The sequence below is a fragment of the Thermosynechococcus sp. M98_K2018_005 genome, assembly GCF_015295825.1.
Taxonomy (GTDB): domain Bacteria; phylum Cyanobacteriota; class Cyanobacteriia; order Thermosynechococcales; family Thermosynechococcaceae; genus Thermosynechococcus.
Map to the genome: position 1 here is coordinate 1 of NZ_DVEH01000055.1, position 17221 is coordinate 17221.

21 protein-coding genes and 1 pseudogene are annotated in these 17221 nt (G+C 54.1%); 11 read left to right on the forward strand and 11 right to left on the reverse strand.

Going from position 1 to position 17221, the window contains the following annotated elements; translation table 11 throughout:
* Positions 1–84 precede the first annotated feature (84 nt).
* Positions 85–426: pseudogene (locus IGQ15_RS07890) on the reverse strand (redoxin family protein); the annotation flags it as partial.
* A 68-nt stretch (positions 427–494) separates the two neighbouring features.
* On the opposite strand from IGQ15_RS07890, the gene IGQ15_RS07895 reads away from it, so the two are divergent.
* A complete protein-coding gene (locus tag IGQ15_RS07895) occupies positions 495–2312 on the forward strand; it encodes an HMA2 domain-containing protein (RefSeq protein ID WP_297050530.1) in 1818 nt (605 codons plus the stop codon).
* 18 nt (positions 2313–2330) lie between these two features.
* Here the strand turns inward: IGQ15_RS07895 and IGQ15_RS07900 are convergent, their stop codons facing one another.
* Positions 2331–2507, reverse strand: coding sequence for a hypothetical protein (locus IGQ15_RS07900; protein ID WP_297050532.1), 177 nt, complete (start codon positions 2505–2507; stop codon positions 2331–2333).
* Positions 2508–2570: 63 nt separating this feature from the next.
* Between IGQ15_RS07900 and IGQ15_RS07905 the strand changes: the two genes are divergently transcribed.
* Together IGQ15_RS07905 and speY are read left to right on the forward strand one after the other, a co-directional pair.
* A complete protein-coding gene (locus tag IGQ15_RS07905) occupies positions 2571–2702 on the forward strand; it encodes a hypothetical protein (protein WP_255451698.1) in 132 nt (43 codons plus the stop codon).
* Between the two features lie 200 nt (positions 2703–2902).
* Positions 2903–4066: a deoxyhypusine synthase gene (speY, locus tag IGQ15_RS07910; protein ID WP_297050538.1), complete on the forward strand. Its 1164-nt coding sequence runs from the start codon at positions 2903–2905 to the stop codon at positions 4064–4066.
* Here speY and IGQ15_RS07915 read toward each other — a convergent pair.
* Together IGQ15_RS07915 and IGQ15_RS07920 are read right to left on the reverse strand one after the other, a co-directional pair.
* On the reverse strand, positions 4063–4809 hold the full coding sequence (locus IGQ15_RS07915) for a metal ABC transporter ATP-binding protein (protein WP_297050540.1): 747 nt from the start codon (positions 4807–4809) through the stop codon (positions 4063–4065). The genes speY and IGQ15_RS07915 overlap by 4 nt on opposite strands.
* Positions 4806–5753: a metal ABC transporter substrate-binding protein gene (locus IGQ15_RS07920; RefSeq protein WP_363315817.1), complete on the reverse strand. Its 948-nt coding sequence runs from the start codon at positions 5751–5753 to the stop codon at positions 4806–4808. Before IGQ15_RS07920 ends, IGQ15_RS07915 begins: the two co-directional genes overlap by 4 nt.
* A 202-nt stretch (positions 5754–5955) precedes the next feature.
* Here IGQ15_RS07920 and IGQ15_RS07925 point away from each other — a divergent pair, with 202 nt between their 5' ends.
* The 4 genes from IGQ15_RS07925 to IGQ15_RS07940 are packed head-to-tail and all read left to right on the forward strand — an operon-like array spanning position 5956 to position 8728.
* Complete coding sequence (locus tag IGQ15_RS07925; RefSeq protein WP_363315819.1) at positions 5956–6996, forward strand: peptidylprolyl isomerase; 1041 nt, start codon at positions 5956–5958, stop codon at positions 6994–6996.
* A 38-nt stretch (positions 6997–7034) separates the two neighbouring features.
* On the forward strand, positions 7035–7496 hold the full coding sequence (locus tag IGQ15_RS07930; RefSeq protein WP_297050546.1) for a pentapeptide repeat-containing protein: 462 nt from the start codon (positions 7035–7037) through the stop codon (positions 7494–7496).
* 10 nt (positions 7497–7506) lie between these two features.
* Complete coding sequence (locus IGQ15_RS07935) at positions 7507–7659, forward strand: hypothetical protein (protein WP_297050547.1); 153 nt, start codon at positions 7507–7509, stop codon at positions 7657–7659.
* Complete coding sequence (locus IGQ15_RS07940) at positions 7652–8728, forward strand: Era-like GTP-binding protein (RefSeq protein WP_297050549.1); 1077 nt, start codon at positions 7652–7654, stop codon at positions 8726–8728. The genes IGQ15_RS07935 and IGQ15_RS07940 overlap by 8 nt, the downstream gene beginning before the upstream one ends.
* On the opposite strand, the gene dcd is transcribed toward IGQ15_RS07940, so the two are convergent.
* The 4 genes from dcd to petN form a co-directional block, all read right to left on the reverse strand.
* Entirely contained in the window at positions 8695–9276 is a 582-nt protein-coding gene (gene dcd, locus IGQ15_RS07945) for a dCTP deaminase (protein WP_297050551.1), read from the reverse strand. The genes IGQ15_RS07940 and dcd overlap by 34 nt on opposite strands.
* Before the next feature lie 366 nt (positions 9277–9642).
* Entirely contained in the window at positions 9643–11397 is a 1755-nt protein-coding gene (gene argS, locus IGQ15_RS07950) for an arginine--tRNA ligase (RefSeq protein WP_297050554.1), read from the reverse strand.
* Entirely contained in the window at positions 11397–11552 is a 156-nt protein-coding gene (locus IGQ15_RS07955) for a hypothetical protein (RefSeq protein ID WP_297050556.1), read from the reverse strand. The genes argS and IGQ15_RS07955 overlap by 1 nt, the downstream gene beginning before the upstream one ends.
* 18 nt (positions 11553–11570) lie before the next feature.
* The gene (gene petN / locus IGQ15_RS07960) at positions 11571–11660 is read right to left on the reverse strand and encodes a cytochrome b6-f complex subunit PetN (RefSeq protein ID WP_011056671.1); all 90 of its coding nucleotides are present in this window, start codon (positions 11658–11660) and stop codon (positions 11571–11573) included.
* A 94-nt stretch (positions 11661–11754) separates the two neighbouring features.
* Here petN and IGQ15_RS07965 point away from each other — a divergent pair, with 94 nt between their 5' ends.
* Genes IGQ15_RS07965 through IGQ15_RS07975 form a run of 3 tightly spaced genes read left to right on the forward strand, consistent with a single transcriptional unit; the run spans position 11755 to position 14003 of the window.
* On the forward strand, positions 11755–12222 hold the full coding sequence (locus IGQ15_RS07965; RefSeq protein ID WP_226971985.1) for an ankyrin repeat domain-containing protein: 468 nt from the start codon (positions 11755–11757) through the stop codon (positions 12220–12222).
* Complete coding sequence (locus tag IGQ15_RS07970; protein WP_297050560.1) at positions 12219–12365, forward strand: hypothetical protein; 147 nt, start codon at positions 12219–12221, stop codon at positions 12363–12365. The genes IGQ15_RS07965 and IGQ15_RS07970 overlap by 4 nt, the downstream gene beginning before the upstream one ends.
* Positions 12366–12377: 12 nt before the next feature.
* Positions 12378–14003, forward strand: a complete 1626-nt coding sequence (locus IGQ15_RS07975; RefSeq protein WP_297050562.1) for a mechanosensitive ion channel domain-containing protein — start codon at positions 12378–12380, stop codon at positions 14001–14003.
* Positions 14004–14009: 6 nt separating this feature from the next.
* On the opposite strand, the gene IGQ15_RS07980 is transcribed toward IGQ15_RS07975, so the two are convergent.
* The 3 genes from IGQ15_RS07980 to lipB all read right to left on the reverse strand — a co-directional run bounded on the left by IGQ15_RS07980 (position 14010) and on the right by lipB (position 16383).
* On the reverse strand, positions 14010–14519 hold the full coding sequence (locus IGQ15_RS07980; RefSeq protein ID WP_297050563.1) for a cupin domain-containing protein: 510 nt from the start codon (positions 14517–14519) through the stop codon (positions 14010–14012).
* Positions 14500–15483, reverse strand: coding sequence for an RNA polymerase sigma factor, RpoD/SigA family (locus tag IGQ15_RS07985; RefSeq protein WP_363315818.1), 984 nt, complete (start codon positions 15481–15483; stop codon positions 14500–14502). Before IGQ15_RS07985 ends, IGQ15_RS07980 begins: the two co-directional genes overlap by 20 nt.
* A gap of 219 nt (positions 15484–15702) precedes the next feature.
* Positions 15703–16383, reverse strand: coding sequence for a lipoyl(octanoyl) transferase LipB (lipB, locus tag IGQ15_RS07990; RefSeq protein ID WP_297050569.1), 681 nt, complete (start codon positions 16381–16383; stop codon positions 15703–15705).
* 157 nt (positions 16384–16540) lie between these two features.
* On the opposite strand from lipB, the gene raiA reads away from it, so the two are divergent.
* Positions 16541–17158 (forward strand): ribosome-associated translation inhibitor RaiA, encoded by a 618-nt coding sequence (gene raiA / locus IGQ15_RS07995; protein ID WP_297050570.1) that lies wholly within the window; start codon positions 16541–16543, stop codon positions 17156–17158.
* Positions 17159–17221: the final 63 nt, after the last annotated feature.

A 17221-nucleotide genomic window follows, 5' to 3' on the forward strand; every position in this document is an offset into this window, starting at 1 on the left:
GGGAAAAGCGGAGCAACGCGGCTGCAGCCCGTTGCGTAGCATCCTTTGGGAATCCTCTCTCTTTCAAGAAGGGGAGAAGTCAACGACAAGCATTCCCATGCCGGCCGTAAACTCACCATTACCATCGGGAATGAGGCGCACATTCTGCGCCTGCTGGGTTTTGCCCCACTCATTCATGACAAAGGCATCATTAACGGAAATGCAGAGGATGTCATCCACGCCGCATTCGCGAAATAGGGGTGCCAATTCGTTGTAGCCGGGGAGATGGGTTGAAGAACAGGTAGGGGTGAAAGCACCCGGCAAAGCAAACACAACAACGGTTTTGCCATTGAACAAATCATTGGTGGTCACATTGACCCATTGATCGCCTTCACGGGTGCGAAAGGTGACTTCGGGAACACGTTGCCCTTCACGGTTGGGTAGCATGGTGGAGTCCTCTACATAACGTTGCTTCCTAAAGCGTAGTCGTTATGACTTTGATTTGTCAAGCTGCTATGGAACAGCAAATTGTTCATGCCACAACAGGGCGAGTGCGCTTTCGGGTGCCGCGTGTGCAGCGAGATCCCGCCTATGGGGAGTTATTGGTGCAGTTGCTGGAGTCTTTGGCGATTGTTGAGCGGGTGCGTCTTAACCCTCAGGCGGCGACAGTGGTGGTGCAGTATCAACCCCATTTGCTTGATGAAGCAGCGGTCTATGAACGCTTGAATCATTGTTTTGAACAGACAATGGTGGCCATGCCGCAGCTCTTTCCGGATAGTGCGGCTCCTGCGGATGCGATCGCCCTTGAAGACTACGAGGCACAAGTAGAGGCCGATGCTCGCCTTGAAACCGATTGGGAACGCTTGGGACTGCCCTTGGTGGCCCTGGGGGTCTCGCTCCTCAGTGTGCCCTTGGAATTGCCCTTCGCGGTTGTTGGGGCTACGGTCTTGGCCAGTGCTTGGCCTTGGTTTCAGCGGGTGGGGCATCAGATGCGTCAGGGGCATCCCCCGAATGTGGATTTGCTCGATAGCCTCTGGATGGCACTGCATACCGTCAATGGCCAGTTCTTAGCGCCTGCATTGAAGACCACGTTGGTCGGGGCACGGGCAGATGTGCGCGATCGCCAGCGACGACAACAGTTGCATCGATATCCCAGTGTTTTGATGGCTCACTATGAACACCTGACGGTGGAACGTCAAGGGCATTCCCTCAGGATCGAAAGCCAGGAGTTGCAAGCCGGTGATCTCCTTTGGTTGGGACCGGGGGATGTTGTGCCAGTAGATGGCAGTGTTGTTGCTGGATTGGCGGAAGTGGAGCCTGCCCATTTTGAACCTTCCCGACAGGTACGGGTTTGTCGCCCCGGTGATGCCCTCTATGCAGGCTATCAAATTCTCACGGGACAGGTTCAACTGCGGGTGATGCGCACCGGTTGGCAAACGCGCCTTGGTCTGATTACGGATCTGCTACACACTGAACCGGTCTATGACAGTGCCCTTGCCCACCAACAGGGGGAATTTGCCCGCCATGCAGTCTTACCAACCCTTGCCCTCAGTGGTGCCCTCTGGCTGGCTACGGGTGCCTACGGGCCGGCGATCGCCCCCCTCCAATTTGACTTTGGCAGTGGTGTGCAACTGTCGCTGCGGACAGTAATGCTCTCGGCGCAGGTATTTGCTGTGCAACAGGGGATCTATTTACCCACCACTGGTACTTTAGAGCAACTGGCCCAACTGGAGAGCTTGGTGATTGATGCTCGCGCGGGTCTTCCCCAGCCCCAACAGGCACAAATCCTGGTTCAGCAATTGCGACAGCTTGGCCTTCATATCTATTTGCTGCAAGATCAAGGCTCGCCCCTTGAGGGCACCACAGATTTCACGAGCGATCGCCTCGCCGATCTTCAGGCCTATCTCGTGGGTCAGCGGCGGCGGGTGGGCTGGATCAGCTTTGGTGAAACCTGCTCCTGTCCTGAACCCACATGGCTATCGATTCGCTGGCAGCCCCCTACCTTTGCCCCCAATGCCAAAGTGGTCGTTCTCTTGGACGGCGACTGGTCTGCCCTTGGCCGTGGTATGGCCATTGCCCGCGATGCCCTAGAGCGCACCTATCAGAATGTCGCCTTGATTTCTTTACCCAATTTAGCCGTTACCTTTGGCGGCATGTTTTTTGGCCTGCACCCTGTGGTGAATGTCGTCACCAACAACGCCACTGCCTTTATGGCTGAGTTTTGGCATGGAAACTCACCGCAGTTTCGTACTGCTCTACTGCCAAGCGCGTCAACGACTGTCCCCCTGCCACCGCTGCCCCTAGAATTCCCCCAACTGGCGGTGGCCTCATAGAGCGAGGGCATCAAAGGGTCAATAGCGCTGCTTCAAGAAGGTGAGCAGCGACCAAAGCCCCGTAAACCAACTGGCAATTGCAAGGATCAAGACAATTCCCCCCGGCAGCATTGTCAGCCAACCGATTCCTCGCAAAACGTAGAGAATGAGGAAGACGCTGAAACAAGTAGCAAAAGCAGAATAGGCGAGGCGCACGGCAAATTGGGTAATGAAGTGCTATAGTGATCTCGTAATGTAAGGGCATGGAACTTGTCAACAGTGAAACAATTGACGTTGATGGGCTATCCCAACATCACCACTTGGTATCTCGAAATGGGGTTGCGCCAACGGCGAGCAGCCATCCCTGCACTCTCGGTTGTGGATAATTGCGAAGGACCGAGTATGAGCTGATCGGCCTGCAAGTGTTCACCCCTGTGTGAACTGGGTCGATCAGAAGTGTTGAGTGTGTTGATCACTGTTACTACACTTTAAAGTTTTTAACAACTCAAACCAATTAGACACCCCTCAGCGGGTTTAGTCATGCTGCGGTTAGGAATGTTCCTGACTGAGCGGCTGCCCCTGCTGTGGAATTAGCTTGCGAGGAACAACCGATGTCTGCATTTGCTACTCCCATTACCCCTGCACCCATTCCCAACAATATCACATTAACAGAACTTATTGATAAATACTTTACGGCCTACAATTCAGCACGCTTGCGGGAAATCTGCCAACTACTGAGCCAACGGGTCTTCCAGCCAGAAGTGACGGTTGGCCTCAGCCTCTCAGGGGCGATGACCCCCACGGGATTGGGTATCTCAGCCTTGGCGCCTTTAGTGCGGGCGGGATTTGTCGATTACATCATTAGCACTGGGGCAAACCTCTACCACGATATTCACTATGCCCTCGGCATGGATCTCTATGCGGCACATCCTTTTGTCGATGATGTGCAACTGCGCAAGGAAAGCAAAATTCGCATCTATGACATTATCTTTGACTACGAGGTGCTCCTTGAAACCGATGCCTTTTTGCGGCAAGTGCTGCGCAGTGAAACCTTCCAACGCCGCATGGGCACAGCCGAGTTTCACTATTACCTAGGGCGCTATGTCCGTGAACTGGAAGTCCAGCGGGGGCAAACCCATTCCTGTCTTTTGGCTACGGCCTATGAGTGTGGTGTGCCCATTTACACCTCCTCTCCAGGGGATAGCTCCATTGGTATGAATGTGGCGGCGATCGCCCTCGAAGGGTCGAAACTCATCATTGACCCTGCGATTGATGTCAATGAAACCGCCGCCATTGCCTACTTTGCCCGCGAAGCCGCTGAGGGAAATGGCAAGAGTGCCGCTCTCATTATTGGTGGCGGAAGTCCGAAAAACTTCCTGCTGCAAACCCAGCCACAGATCCATGAGGTTTTGGGATTAGAGGAACGGGGGCACGATTACTTTATTCAGATTACCGATGCGCGGCCGGATACGGGCGGTCTCTCGGGCGCGGTGCCCAGTGAAGCCGTCAGTTGGGGCAAGGTGGATCCCCAAGGGTTGCGGGATACCGTAGTCTGTTACACTGATAGCACGATCGCTCTTCCCATCCTCACTGCCTACTGCCTCAATCGCTGTCAACCCCGTCCCCTGAAACGGCTCTACGATCGCCGAGGCGAAATGGTCGAACGCCTCCAACAGCTCTACCTGCAAGCGCAACTTCAGCACAAGGTGAAAGACCTGCCCACTGAAGCACCTGTAGCCACCTATCCCTGTGGCACGCCGATTCGTCGAGGCTAGTCACAGCGGCGGGGGATCCGCAGGGATCCCTCGAAGGCTCGCGAGAGATTTTCAGGGGTAAAGACCTCACTGGTGCGGCCATAGGCTAGAATGCCGCGGTTCACCAGCACCACCTGATCACAAAAGGTGGTCATTGAGGCAAGATCGTGGGTGGAGATGAGAATCGTGTGCCCCTTCTCCCGCTCCGCCATGAGGAGATCAATCATCAGTTTCTCCGTTTTCACATCCACACCCGCAAAGGGTTCATCCAAGAGCAACACCTGTGCTTCTTGGGCAAAGGCGCGGGCAAGGAACATCCGCTTCTTTTGTCCGCCGGAGAGTTCGCCAATTTGGCGGTGCCGCAGAGGCCACAATTCCACTTGCTCTAGGCTTTCCCGTACCCGCTGGCGATCGCGCGCTGTGGGTTGGCGCAGCCAGTTCATTTTGCCATAGCGCCCCATCATCACGACATCCCAGATCCGTAGGGGGAACTGCCAATCTACATCTTCACTTTGGGGCACATAGGCCACAAGGGACTGCCGTTGTACCTGCTGTCGGGGTAAGCCATGAATGCGCACCTGACCTCGGATCAGTTTGACAAACCCCATGATGGCCTTGAAAAGGGTGGATTTACCAGCACCATTCATCCCCACGACCCCACAGATCGTGCCGGCGGGCAGTTGCAGCGTTACCCCATGGAGGGCAAGATGATGATGATAGGCCACCGTCACATCTTGTAAATCAATGGCAGGGCTAGAAATCATGAAGCTATCCTCCCGGTGAGACCACGAATAAGGGTGTTGATGTTGTACTTGAGTAGGCCAAGGTAGGTGGGGGCATTGCCCTCTGGGGGCGATAGGGAATCCACATAAAAGATGCCGGCAAATGTAGCGCCAGACTCCCGTGCCACCTGTTGTTGCGAACCTGCCTTAACCGTACTTTCGCAAAAGACAGCGGGAATCTGTTGCCGTCGCACAATGTCAATCACCCGCGTCATTTGTCGCGGCGTCCCCTCCTGATCAGCATTTACTGGCCAGAGATACACTTCCTTAAGGTCATAGTCCCGCGCAAGGTAGGAGAAGGCGCCTTCACAGGTAACGATGTAGCGTTTGTTGGCGGGGAGCGCTGCTAGGGCTTGACGTAGCTCTTGATCAAGGGCGCGAATTTGGGCTTTATAGGCTTCGGCGTTGGCGGCATAGATTTGCGCGCCAGCAGGATCCAGGTCTGTGAGAGCTGTGCGAATGTTGTCAACATAAATCAGGGCATTTTGGGGCGACATCCAGGCATGGGGGTTGGGTTGTCCTCGGTAGGCACCCTCCTGAATGGGAATGGGGGTAATCCCCTCTGTGAGCGTGACGCGGGGCACATTCGGTAGGCTGTTGTAGAAGCGATCGCCCCAGCGTTCGAGGCCAAGGCCATTTTCTAAAATGAGGGCGGCTTCCTGTCCCCGCACAAGGTCACTGGGGGTAAATTCATAGCCGTGGACTTCCGCTCCCGGTTTAATCAGTGACTCCACCCGCAGGCGATCGCCCGCCACCTGCTGTGCCATATCCGCAAGGACTGTAAACGTGGTCAGCACTAAGGGGCGTTCATCCCTATTGGTTTGAGTGGCGCGGGTTTCTTGGCGATTCTCCGGGGCTGGGACTGCACACCCGCCCAGCAAGAGAATTCCTACCAATAACCAACTCAGACCACGCATGATTGGCAATCTTTCATAATTCTTTCATAATTCTCAGCCTAACACAGGATGCCTAGGAAAATGAAAGGAAAATGAAAAACTCCCCCTTGGAGGGCGATCGCCCCGTCCGATACACTGAGGGGAGACGAAGTCATGGGAAGAAACGGTGAAACGACGCAAACGCTGGCTAGCTCTTCTGGTGATCCTGCTCCTCTGCTGGGGAACCTTCCTACTGCCGCCGCTGGCGATCGCGCTGCCTGTTGAACAGCCGTTAATTGCTGCCCTGCCCCAAGGGAATGCCATTACCGATCCCAAAGCGCTGCTCCGTTGGGCCTTACCGATTGACAATCCAACGGTACGAGAACTGCAAAAGGATCTGGAACAGATCTCTTTTTGGGTGCGCGGCAAACAGTGGTCAAAAATTGCCAGCAACATCAGCAAGGCGAAAGCCCTTGTTCGCGATCGCGCCGATGAACTCCTCAACAGTATCCCTGCCGAGAAACAGGAGGCCGCCAAAGCCCTCTTGGCGGAGTTAGAGACCTCCCTCGATACGCTTCAGGAAGCTGCCAAAGCCAAAGATCGTAACCAACTCCTGCCCGCTAAAGCCGCCGCCCTCGATATGGTGGGGGACTTGGAGGCCATGATGGTACAAAACGTGAGCTATACGCCTCCCAAGGGCTATGAGCACCTGCCGCGATTGCTGGGCCGTGCCACTGTGGAAATGGAAACCACCAAGGGGAACCTGACGATTGTTGTCGATGGCTACAGTGCCCCCCTGACCGCTGGCAACTTTGTGGACTTAGTACAACGCCACTTCTACGATGGCCTGCCCTTTACCCGTGCTGAGGAATCCTATGTGCTGCAAGCGGGCGATCCACCAGGGCCAGAGGTGGGCTTCATTGACCCCAAAACCCAGCAGTACCGTGCCATTCCCCTTGAAATTCTGGTGGAGGGCGACAAGTATCCCCTCTATGGCATCACCCTTGAGGATGCAGGGCGTTACTTAGAACATCCTGTGCTCCCCTTCTCGGCCTATGGCACCGTCGCCTTAGCACGTCCCAACGATGATCCCAATGGGGGCTCATCACAATTTTTCTTTTTGCTCTTTGAACCCGAACTGACGCCCGCTGGTCTAAATCTCTTGGATGGTCGCTATGCCGTCTTTGGCTATGTCGTAGAGGGAGAAGAAACCCTGCGGCAACTGCGCCAAGGGGATAAGATTCTCTCGGCTAAGGTGGTGGATGGCCTAGACAATCTGGTACAACCTGCGTAGGTTAGGATGTCCAGTATAGACACCGGTGAGAGAGTGCGATGATTGTCAAGGTTGTGCCTGCCCTGTTCCTGCTTCTAGTCAGTACCCCTGCTTGGGCCGCCAATCCAGCCCATTTAGAACAACTGCGGCGCACGGGCAACTGCCCCAACTGTGATCTCAGCTATGCCCGCTTGCGGGGTCGGAATCTTCAGGGAGCGGATCTGCGGGGGGCAAACCTCAATGCCGCCAATTTACGCGGTGCCAACCTGAGCGGCGCCAACCTGAGCGGTGCTATCCTCAATAACGCTGATTTAACGAAGGCCAATCTCACCAATGCCAACCTCAGCGGGGTAAGCCTACTCCTTACCCGTTTGGATCGAGCCATTCTCGTGGGGGCGAAGTTAGGGGATGCGATTCTCGGGGGGCGCGATCGCCTAGCACGGGTGCGGACATTCCGCGATGCCACCTTGCCCAATGGTGAAAAGGCTTTCTTTTTAGAAGAACCGACTCGCCGTCGCTAGCCTATAGCCTATGGAGATTGCGATCGCCAGCTTTATTATTTTCTTCCTGCTCAGCGAAGCCGTATTACACCTCCGACAGTGGGTAATTCCCTTGCCTGTTGTCTTAATTGCTGCGGTTGCTTTAGTGGTGGCCTCCAATTGGTCACTCTTTCGCCGTGAGTAGCCTCCCTATTCTAGACATAACGGCCAAATGTCTAGAGGAACTCCTCGCGTGGCACCAGGTGCACCATCCGCAATTGAGTGCCCAATGGCAGTCCCTCTATGAGTTGCGCGATCGCCTCCACCAGAGCGCATGGCACATTGTCGTCTTGGGTCAAGTGAGCCGCGGCAAGTCCGCCCTTTTGAATGCCCTCTATGGCGAAGCGATTTTTCCCGTGGGCCCCATTCATGGCACGACTCAATGGCCGCGAACAGTTCGCTGGCACTGTCAGGATCAAATCGTCGATCTCACAGATACCCCCGGGCTGGATGAAGTGGCGGGTAGTGACCGGGAAGGCATGACATGGAGTGCCGTTGAGACTGCCGATCTCGTCCTTTTTGTGACCCAAGACAGCCTCACTGCCGTTGAATGCCAAGCTCGGAATCGCCTCAACACCCTTAGGATTCCCTACAAGCTCATTCTCACCAAGGCAGATCTCTACCCGCCAATGGCCGAAGGCATTGCTGTGAGCAGTACAACGGGTCAAGGCATTCCAGAACTGCGACAGCTTCTTCAGCAGTGGCTACAACAGGAGGCTGCCCAAGCCCGTGCCCTGCGAATTCTCCAACAAGCCAGTCAAGTTGAACAGAGCCTCGGGGCAGCCCTTGGCACGCAAGACACGTCGGCATGGTCTTGGTTAACCGCACAGATGGTGGGTAGCCTGCTGCTGCCGGGGGGATTTTTTGATGTCGTGCTGGCGATGATCAGTACCCTTGCCTATATCCGCAAAGCATGCCAAGCCTATGCCGTGCCCTTTCCTCTACCTGCGTTTGGGAGTCTGAGTCAGTTTGTCTTACTGTGGTATGCGGCGATTTATCTCTCCAGTTGGCAAGGCTTGACCTTTGGCAGTGAACTCTGGGGAGTCAATACCAATCTTGTCCTCCAGGGGGGAGTGATCTTCTGGGGCTACCAACAGATTCGCCGCCGCCTAGACCCCTATCTTCAGCAAGGCTATCAATGGGGATACCACGGACCCCAACGGCTGTTGCAGCAACTGACTCAAACCCGCGCCAATGTGACGGCCTCCGGCTGATCTTGGTATTTGCCCCGCCGTGCTTCATAACTCACATCACAGGGTTCGCCCTCAAAAAAGAGCAATTGCACAACTCCTTCATTGGCGTAGATGCGACAGTCGGCACTAGATGAATTGGAGAATTCCAAGGTCAGATGGCCTCGCCAGCCCGCTTCTGCCGGTGTCAAGTTGGCAATAATCCCCGCGCGGGCATAGGAGCTTTTACCAATACACAGAACTGTGACATTTTCAGGTACCTGTAGGCGTTCTAGCGCCACCCCAAGGCCGTAGGAATGGGCGGGCAAAATAAAGAAGGCACCATTGGCATCTTCATGGAGGGGCACAGATTCCAGATTCGCAGGATTAAAGTTTTTGGGATCCACCACTGTCCCGGGCACATGGCGAAAGATGCGAAACTCCTTGGGGCTGAGGCGAATATCGTAACCGTAGGAAGAAAGACCAAAACTAATCACGGGCTGCTCAGCCACCCGCCGCACCAGTGCCGGTTCAAAAGGCTGAATCATCCCCTGAGCCGCCATGGCCCGAATCCAAATATCATTTTTAATCATTGCGCTGCCGCGACCGCACAAACAACCAATGTATCTTACAGTCCTTTTCCCATGAATAGAACACGCTCAACACCGTGAAGAGAATTAACGCTTTGCTTCCCACTGACCCCAGGGATAGCTCAACTCAAAGCACATCAGGGAATTTCCCACCACGGTCAACCGCTGCCATCCCTGCCATGATACCCCCCGTTTTAGCTTGCTAGGCAACTCACGGTGAAATAGCCAAAAATAAAACTGCAGGAGGTAGATATGCGGCCATGTCAGCAAGAAGATAACTGCCCGTAAGAGACTGGAGAAGCGGCCTCCCACACTCTAGAAAATTCCAGAAACAACACTGGTGCTGTGCCTCAGGATAGCGAGAAGGCTCTAAAGCCGGTCCAAAACCTGAATCCCTAGTAGGGAGAGTCCTTGTTTCAGCGTTTGGGCAGTGAGATAGGCAAGGGTTAGACGGGATTGCTTTGTTGGCTCAGTCGCCGAGAGGATAGGGCAGCGATCGTAGAACTGGTTGAAAAGCTGGCTCAGTTCAAAGAGGTATTGGCAGAGGCGGTTAGGCAATAGCTCAGCGCTCACAAGGTCAAGGGTTTCCTCTAGTTGCACGAGGTGCTTGGCCAGGTTTTGCTCGGTGTCATCCTCTAGGAATAAGGGGGTATCTGGTGAGAGGCTACGCCAATCAATGTCGCCGCGTCGTGTCAGGCCTTGAACACGCACATAGGCATAGAGGAGGTAGGGAGCGGTGTTCCCCTGTAGGGAGAGCATCTTGTCGTAGCTAAAGACGTAGTTACTGTTGCGGTTTTGGCTGAGATCTGCGTATTTGACAGCACCGATGCCGATTACCCGTGCCACGGTGTCAATGAATTCTGGAGATTCGCTACGGCCTTCAGTGGCAAGGCGTTGTTCTAAATCCGCTCGACTGCGGGCGATCGCCTCCGTCAGCAAATCCATCAGACGAATTGTTTCCCCAGAACGAGTTTTCAAGCGTTTGCCATCTTCCCCCAGCACCAAACCAAAAGGGACATGGGTTAACGTGACATGGGGCGGCACCCAACCTGCGCGCTGCGCCACCTGAAAGACTTGGGCAAAGTGGGTGGACTGCCCAACATCGGTGACGTAAATAATCCAGTCCGCTTGATCCTTTTCAATGCGATAGCGCAGGGCAGCTAAATCCGTGGTTGCGTAGTTGTAGCCACCATCGGACTTCTGAATAATCAAGGGTTGGGGTTGCCCCTCTTTATTTGTGAAACCCTCTAAAAAGACGACCTTTGCCCCCTGATCTTCCACTAAGAGGCCGAGAGCCGCCAAGTCCTCAATCACCGCCGGCAAAAAGGGATTGTAGAAGGATTCCCCGCGCTCAGTGAGTTGAATATCCAGCAGATCGTAGATCTTTTGAAACTCGCGGCGGGATTGCTCACACAGAAGTTGCCAAGCGCGGCGACTGTGTTCTTCCCCCTGCTGAAGCGCCACCACCTGCTGCCGTGCCTTTTGTTGAAAGTTTGGATCGCTGTCAAAGCGTTGCTTAGCCTTTTTGTAGAATGTCACCAAGTCCCCCAAGTCAAGGGCATTGGCGGTGGTGAGGGCGTCGGGATAAACCTCATCAAGGTAGGCAATGAGCATGCCAAACTGTGTCCCCCAATCCCCCACATGGTTGAGCCGCAGGACATCGTGGCCTTGAAATTCAAGAATGCGGGCAATGCAGTCACCAATAATTGTGGAGCGCAGGTGACCCACGTGCATTTCCTTGGCAATGTTGGGGCTGGAAAAATCAACCACCACCCGGCGTGGCTCTCGCACCGGCGGAATCCCCAGGCGATCGCTGCCGATAGCGGCTTGCAGGCTGCGCGCTAGAAAGTCCGGCTTGAGACGAAAATTGAGAAAGCCCGGGCCAGCAATTTCGACAGGTTGACAAATATCCTCGACATTGAGATGTGCCACCACCTTTTGGGCTAGCTCACGGGGCGCTTTGCCCACCTGCTTGGCGAGGCTCAGGCAAACATTGGATTGATAGTCGCCAAATTTGGCTTGACTGGCCGGCAGCAGGAGCGGCTCGGGATAGGTATCTAGGGGAAGTGCGGTTTGCAGGGCACTCAAGAGGCGATCGCCCAAAAGCCGTAGAGGAGCAACCATTAACGTTTGCGCCCCCGTCGTTGTTCTTTTTGCTCCGCTTGCAGACGCCGGCGATCGCGCCACTCAGCAAAGGTAAGATAGCCAATGCCGCCGGTGACGACAATCAGCAGCAGCAAAGCTATCAGAACCAGAAGATCCGCCAATGAAACCGTCATTGCCCCAGTCCTAGGTGGCTACATGCCGTGGCGACCCCAGACCACAAAGGCGATCGAGAGCGTAAAGACACTGAGAACACCCACCCAACCGAGCGTGATAATATCCATTGCATGCGATCCTGAACTCAATGCAAACTTCATTTTAACTTAGATAGATTATCTTTTCTTTATTAGAGGCAGGCTACAGATAATGAGGCAGGAGATGACAGCAATTGAAACCGCCATTGAGCAAGGAGACCTAACCGCTGTCCAAGAGGCGATCGCCAATGGTATCGAGATGAAAACAGAAGCGCTAGCACTGGCAGCTGAACTGGGGCACACTGAAATTGTCAATGCCCTGATTGCCGCAGGCGTCGATGTCAACCAAGGGGATAGTGAGGGGTGGACACCATTGATGGCTGCTGCCGGCGGTGGACATACCGCCATTGTGGAGAAACTGCTAGCAGCCGGTGCCAATGTCAATGCTCAAACGGCCTTTGGTCTGACCCCCTTAATGGCCGCAGCAGCCAAAGGACAAACGGCTACAGTTAAACAACTGATTGCAGCAGGTGCAGATCTCAACGCCAAGGATCAGAATTCTTGGACAGCTTTGGTGTGGGCGCTGGACGGGAAACATGCCGACGTGGTGGCAGTCATTAAAGCCGCTCGCGCACAATCTTTAGGACCATGATTAAGTACCTCAGTTTATTTTTAGCAGCAGCCCCTTCAAGTCTTCTCATTGCTCAACTGGCGCGAACTCAACGGCTGCGGGTCGCGTTCATTGAAGCGGCTCAAATTGTGGGGATTGTCGGCATTGCGATTCTTACTGACTAGCTCCTGCTGAACTTGGGGATTCATCAACTGCAACAGCGGCTTGACCAAAAAGCCAGCCAACAATCCCAGCCTTGGCTCTCCCTTGGCGCTAGTCTATTGCGCCTGACGCTGCGCATTTTACTCTGGGCACTCGTTTTATCTTGGATTCTGCAATCCGTTCAAAGTCTTTCCCCTTGGCATGAGCGCATTGACAGCACGATTCAGTTTCTCCTCGAACGGGTGGCCGTCGTGTTTAACACCCCCTTTATGGAGTTGGGGCGTACCAAGGTCACGCTGAACTTTCTCTTTCTAATTCTCTTTTTGTCCCTCGCGGTGATTTTTATCTCCCGCTGGGTGAGCGAGTGGCTCAAGAGGCGGATTCTCATGCAGTTGCGGGTGGATCGCGGTAGCCAAGAAACCATCACCCGTGTGGTTAGCTATAGCCTGAGTTTTATTGGCTTTATTATTGTCCTGCAAACCGCGGGCATTGACCTCAGTTCCCTCACGGTTTTAGCGGGGGTCTTGGGGATCGGTTTTGGTTTTGGTTTGCAAACCCTCGCCAGTAACTTTATTAGCGGTTTAGCGATTTTGCTCGAACATCCGATTAAAGTGGGGGATTTTATTGAAGTGGATGGCCTGCTGGGCACCGTCGAGAAAATCTCAATTCGCGCCACGATTATCCGCACCAACGATAGCCAGTATGTGATTGTCCCCAACAACCGCTTTATTGAAAAGAACGTCGTCAACTGGAGTTACGGTAGCCCCGATAGCCGTATCCATATCCCTGTGAGTGTTGCCTACGGCAGTGATACAGTTCTGGTCACCGAAGCGCTCCTCAGTGCCGCCCGTCAGGATCCGCGCGTCCTGCTAACCCCACCCCCCAGCGTTTGGTTTCGCGGTTTTGGGGAGAATGCCTACCTCTTTGAATTGCTGGTGTGGATTAACCGCCCCCAAGATTCTGAACCCATTAAAAGCGCCCTCAATTTTCTCATTGAGCAGGAATTACGGCAGCGGCAGATTGAAGTGCCCTTTCCCCAATTGGATCTGCGGTTGCGCGACTTGGGAGAACTACGCTCCTTGGCTCATTACTACCACCGTTCTGTGGCCAGTGTGCCCGAAACCTCGGCAGTGACTGAGCCAGCAGCTCCTGAAATGGCTAAAACCGAACCCTCCCTCGCGGATTTACTGCGCAATATCAGTTGCTTTTCCCGCTGCTCCAATGCGGAATTGCAAATGCTGATTGAGTTGGGCAATCGCCAATTTTATGGTGTGGGGGAAATTATCTGCTGCGAGGGGGATCCGGGGGATGCCTTTTACATTGTCCTTGAGGGTTCTGTCGAAGTCCGCTCTGAGCGCCTGAATCAGATTTTAGCCACCCTCTATGAGGGGGAGTTTTTTGGTGAAATTGCTGTGCTGACGGGGATGCCGCGATCGGCCACGGTGCGAGCCTTGGAAGAAACAGTTCTATTTGTCGTGCATCGTTCAGCAGTACAGCGACTGCTGCAAGCTCAACCCCAATTGGCGGAGGATATTGCCCACGAGCTAGCGGCACGACAGCAGGTTCTCCAAGAACTCGGCCTTGTGAACTCCCAAGACATCAAAAGCCTGCCCCCCTTGCAGTGGATTCGTCGCCGTTTGCAAACTCTCTTTAATGTTTAAAAATGTCTAGAGCGTCAAGCGTTCAATTAATCTCTGGTGTTGGGGAAACTGCTGCGCCAACTGCTGGCGATCGCCCAATTCAAAATCACGAAAGTCAAATCCTGGCGCGACCGTACAACCCACAAGACTAAAACTGTCTGGGGCATCCACTGTTGCTCCAAACCATGCCCCTGCCGGTACCACCTGTTGCAATTGCTCCCCCTGATCGATATTCATCCCCAAGCGCAGGGCCTGATACTCGCCCGTCGGTAGAATCACATGAATCGTGAGGCTACTCCCTATGTAAAAGTGCCACAGTTCATCACTGGCAATGCGGTGCAGTCGCGAACAGGCCGTGGAGGGGAGCAAAAAGTAGATGCTTGTACAGTAGACGCGATCGCCCCCCTGAAAGCCTGAAGGCAACGCCGCTGCGGGAATGCTCCCTGCGGAGCGATAGACCTCACGAAAATAGCCCCCCTCTGGATGGGGTTGCAGGTCAAGTGCCTCAATCCAGGCCTTAGCTAGCCAAGTATTCATACATTTGCTGGCGCCGCCGCCGCAAGTGATCGAGGGCTTGCCGCTCCAGTTGCCGCACCCGTTCACGGCTGAGGTTGAGTTGCTCACCCACCTTGGCAAGGGACAGTTCTTGACCATCCGCCAGGCCATAGCGCAGGGTGAGTACTTGCCGTTGTTGCGGGGTGAGTTCCGCTAGCCACAGGTTGACATCATCGCGGAGGGACTCCACTGTAGTAAATTGCTCTGGCGAAAGACTGTCATCCTCGAGCAGTTCACCGAGTTCAGTGTCCTGATTATCCCCGACGCGCAGATCAAGGGAAACGGGCTGGCGCGCAAGGGTCAGGTATTCACGGATTTGCTCCGGTTCGAGTTCTAGGGCTGCTGCCACCTCAGCAGGAGTCGCACTCCGTCCCAACTTTTGCGCCAGTTCGCGTTGGGTGCGTTTGATCTTGTTCAGCTTCTCAGTGATGTGGATGGGTAACCGAATTGTCCGCGCCTGTTGGGCGATCGCCCGCGTAATGGCCTGACGAATCCACCAGTAGGCATAGGTAGAGAACTTGTAGCCCCGCGTGGGATCAAACTTTTCCACACCACGTTCAAGGCCAAGGGTGCCCTCTTGCACCAAGTCCAGCAATTCAAGGTTGCGTTTTTGATACTTCTTGGCCACCGAAACCACCAGCCGTAGGTTGGCTTCAATCATTTTTTGCTTGGCGCGTTCGCCGCGCTTGAGGAGATTGCGCAATTCCGTCGGCGTGAGATTACAGGCCGCCGCCCATTTTTCAAAGGTTGGTTCACGTCCCAGTTCCTTGGTGAGAGCCTCGCGTTTTTCCCGCAATGCCATCATTTGCTGCACCTGTTTACCCAGAATAATTTCCTGTTCATGGGTTAGCAGCGGCACACGCCCAATTTCCTGTAGGTAGGTGCGCACCATATCGGTGCTCACAGTGGGTGTAGGGGATGGGGTTTTGGAAGCGGAGTTCATCATAGCAGCACAGATTTTAAACAGTATTTGGCAAGGAAAATGTAGATAAAAGGTTTATCGCAATGAAGATGACGACTCGCACTGATAAAGCTGAGGTTTGTATGGCGTTAGCTTAGCAGGTGAGAGGGAGTTGGCCTGTATCCTAATCTACTTAGACTTAAATTGTGCCCCGAAAGTTGCCAATTCATAACAGCCGATTCCTGAAGTAAAGATTAAACTTTGTCAACTAGAGACGGGGATCAGGAGATCGGCAAGGGCTTTGGGGGCAAACTCGAGGGCAAAAACACGGCCAAAGGCAGCAACAAACTGCTGGCGCACCTCCTCTAACGTAATGTCGGCGCAAAACTGCCGTAGGTTCCCGACGGGGCGATCGCCAATGCCACAGGGAACAATGCGACCAAAGCCCTTTAGATCGTTCACCACATTGAGGGCAATGCCGTGGAAGGTAATCCAGCGGGTTACCTTGATCCCAATCGCCGCCACCTTGTACCCCCCTACCCAAACACCCGTCAGGCCAGCAACGCGCTCCCCTTTAATGCCATAGTGTCCTAGGGTTTGAATCACTACTTCCTCCAACTGGTGGAGATACCAATGCAAATCGCAGCAGTGGCGGCGTAAATTCAAAATCGGGTAGGCGACCAATTGACCGGGGCAGTGGTAGGTGACATCGCCCCCCCGCTCAATGCGCAAGACCTCAATGCCCGTAGCCACGGGATCAAAGTGAATGTGGGTGGTGGTTGCTCCCTGGCCAAGGGTATAGATGGGGGGGTGCTCCAAGGTGAGCAGGACATCTCGGGCAGTGGGATTGTGGCAGCGCTCCGCCACCAGTTGCTGTTGCCAGCGCCAAGCATCGCGGTAGGGGATGATCCCCAAGGCACAATGCCAACCGAGGGCAGTTTTCATAGGGGGTGCCAGATTGTCAAGAGCTAGAGGATAAGAATTATCACAGAACACAAATAAAGGTGAAGAGCCTCAGGATGCCCTGTAATCCCCGATACGAAGATGTTAGGGTGGAGGTAGATCAGCCTTAGATTTAGTTTTGCTCAGGGGAGGCAACCCTATGAGGCTAGTGATTCACGGTAAAAACATTGATATTACGGATGGCATTCGCAACTATGTGAACCAAAAAATTGAGCGAGCCACCAGTCATTTCCAGAATGTGATTAACGAAGTTGATGTGCATCTTTCCGTAGCTCGTAACCGCAGTACAGCCCCGAAACAAACCGCTGAAGTGACCCTATTTGTTAATGGCTCAGTGATTCGCGCCGAAGAAAGCAGTGAAAATCTCTACGCCAGTATTGATCTCGTTGCTGATAAAATTGAGCGCAAACTCCGTAAACTCAAAGAAAAACGTCAAGACAAGTCCCGCGCTAAAGATACCAATAGTGTGGTGGAACCCGCAGTGGTGACGGATTTGCTGGGCAATCGCACACCGCAACTGCCCGAGCAAGTGGTGCGCATGAAATACTTTGCCATGCCGCCGATGACGATCCAAGAAGCCCTTGAGCACTTAGAAATGGTGGATCACGACTTCTACGTCTTCCGCAATCGCGATACGGGAGAAATCAACGTGGTCTATGAACGGAATCATGGGGGCTATGGCGTCATCCAACCCCGCCCCACCTCCCAAGAGAATCATCACGCTGCTGCTAAACCCATGGCGAAAACCAGCCACTAGCAGGCGTGTTGTGAAGATTCCCGCAACTGTTAATCGCCCTTTTCAGAAGAATGGCAGATCCTC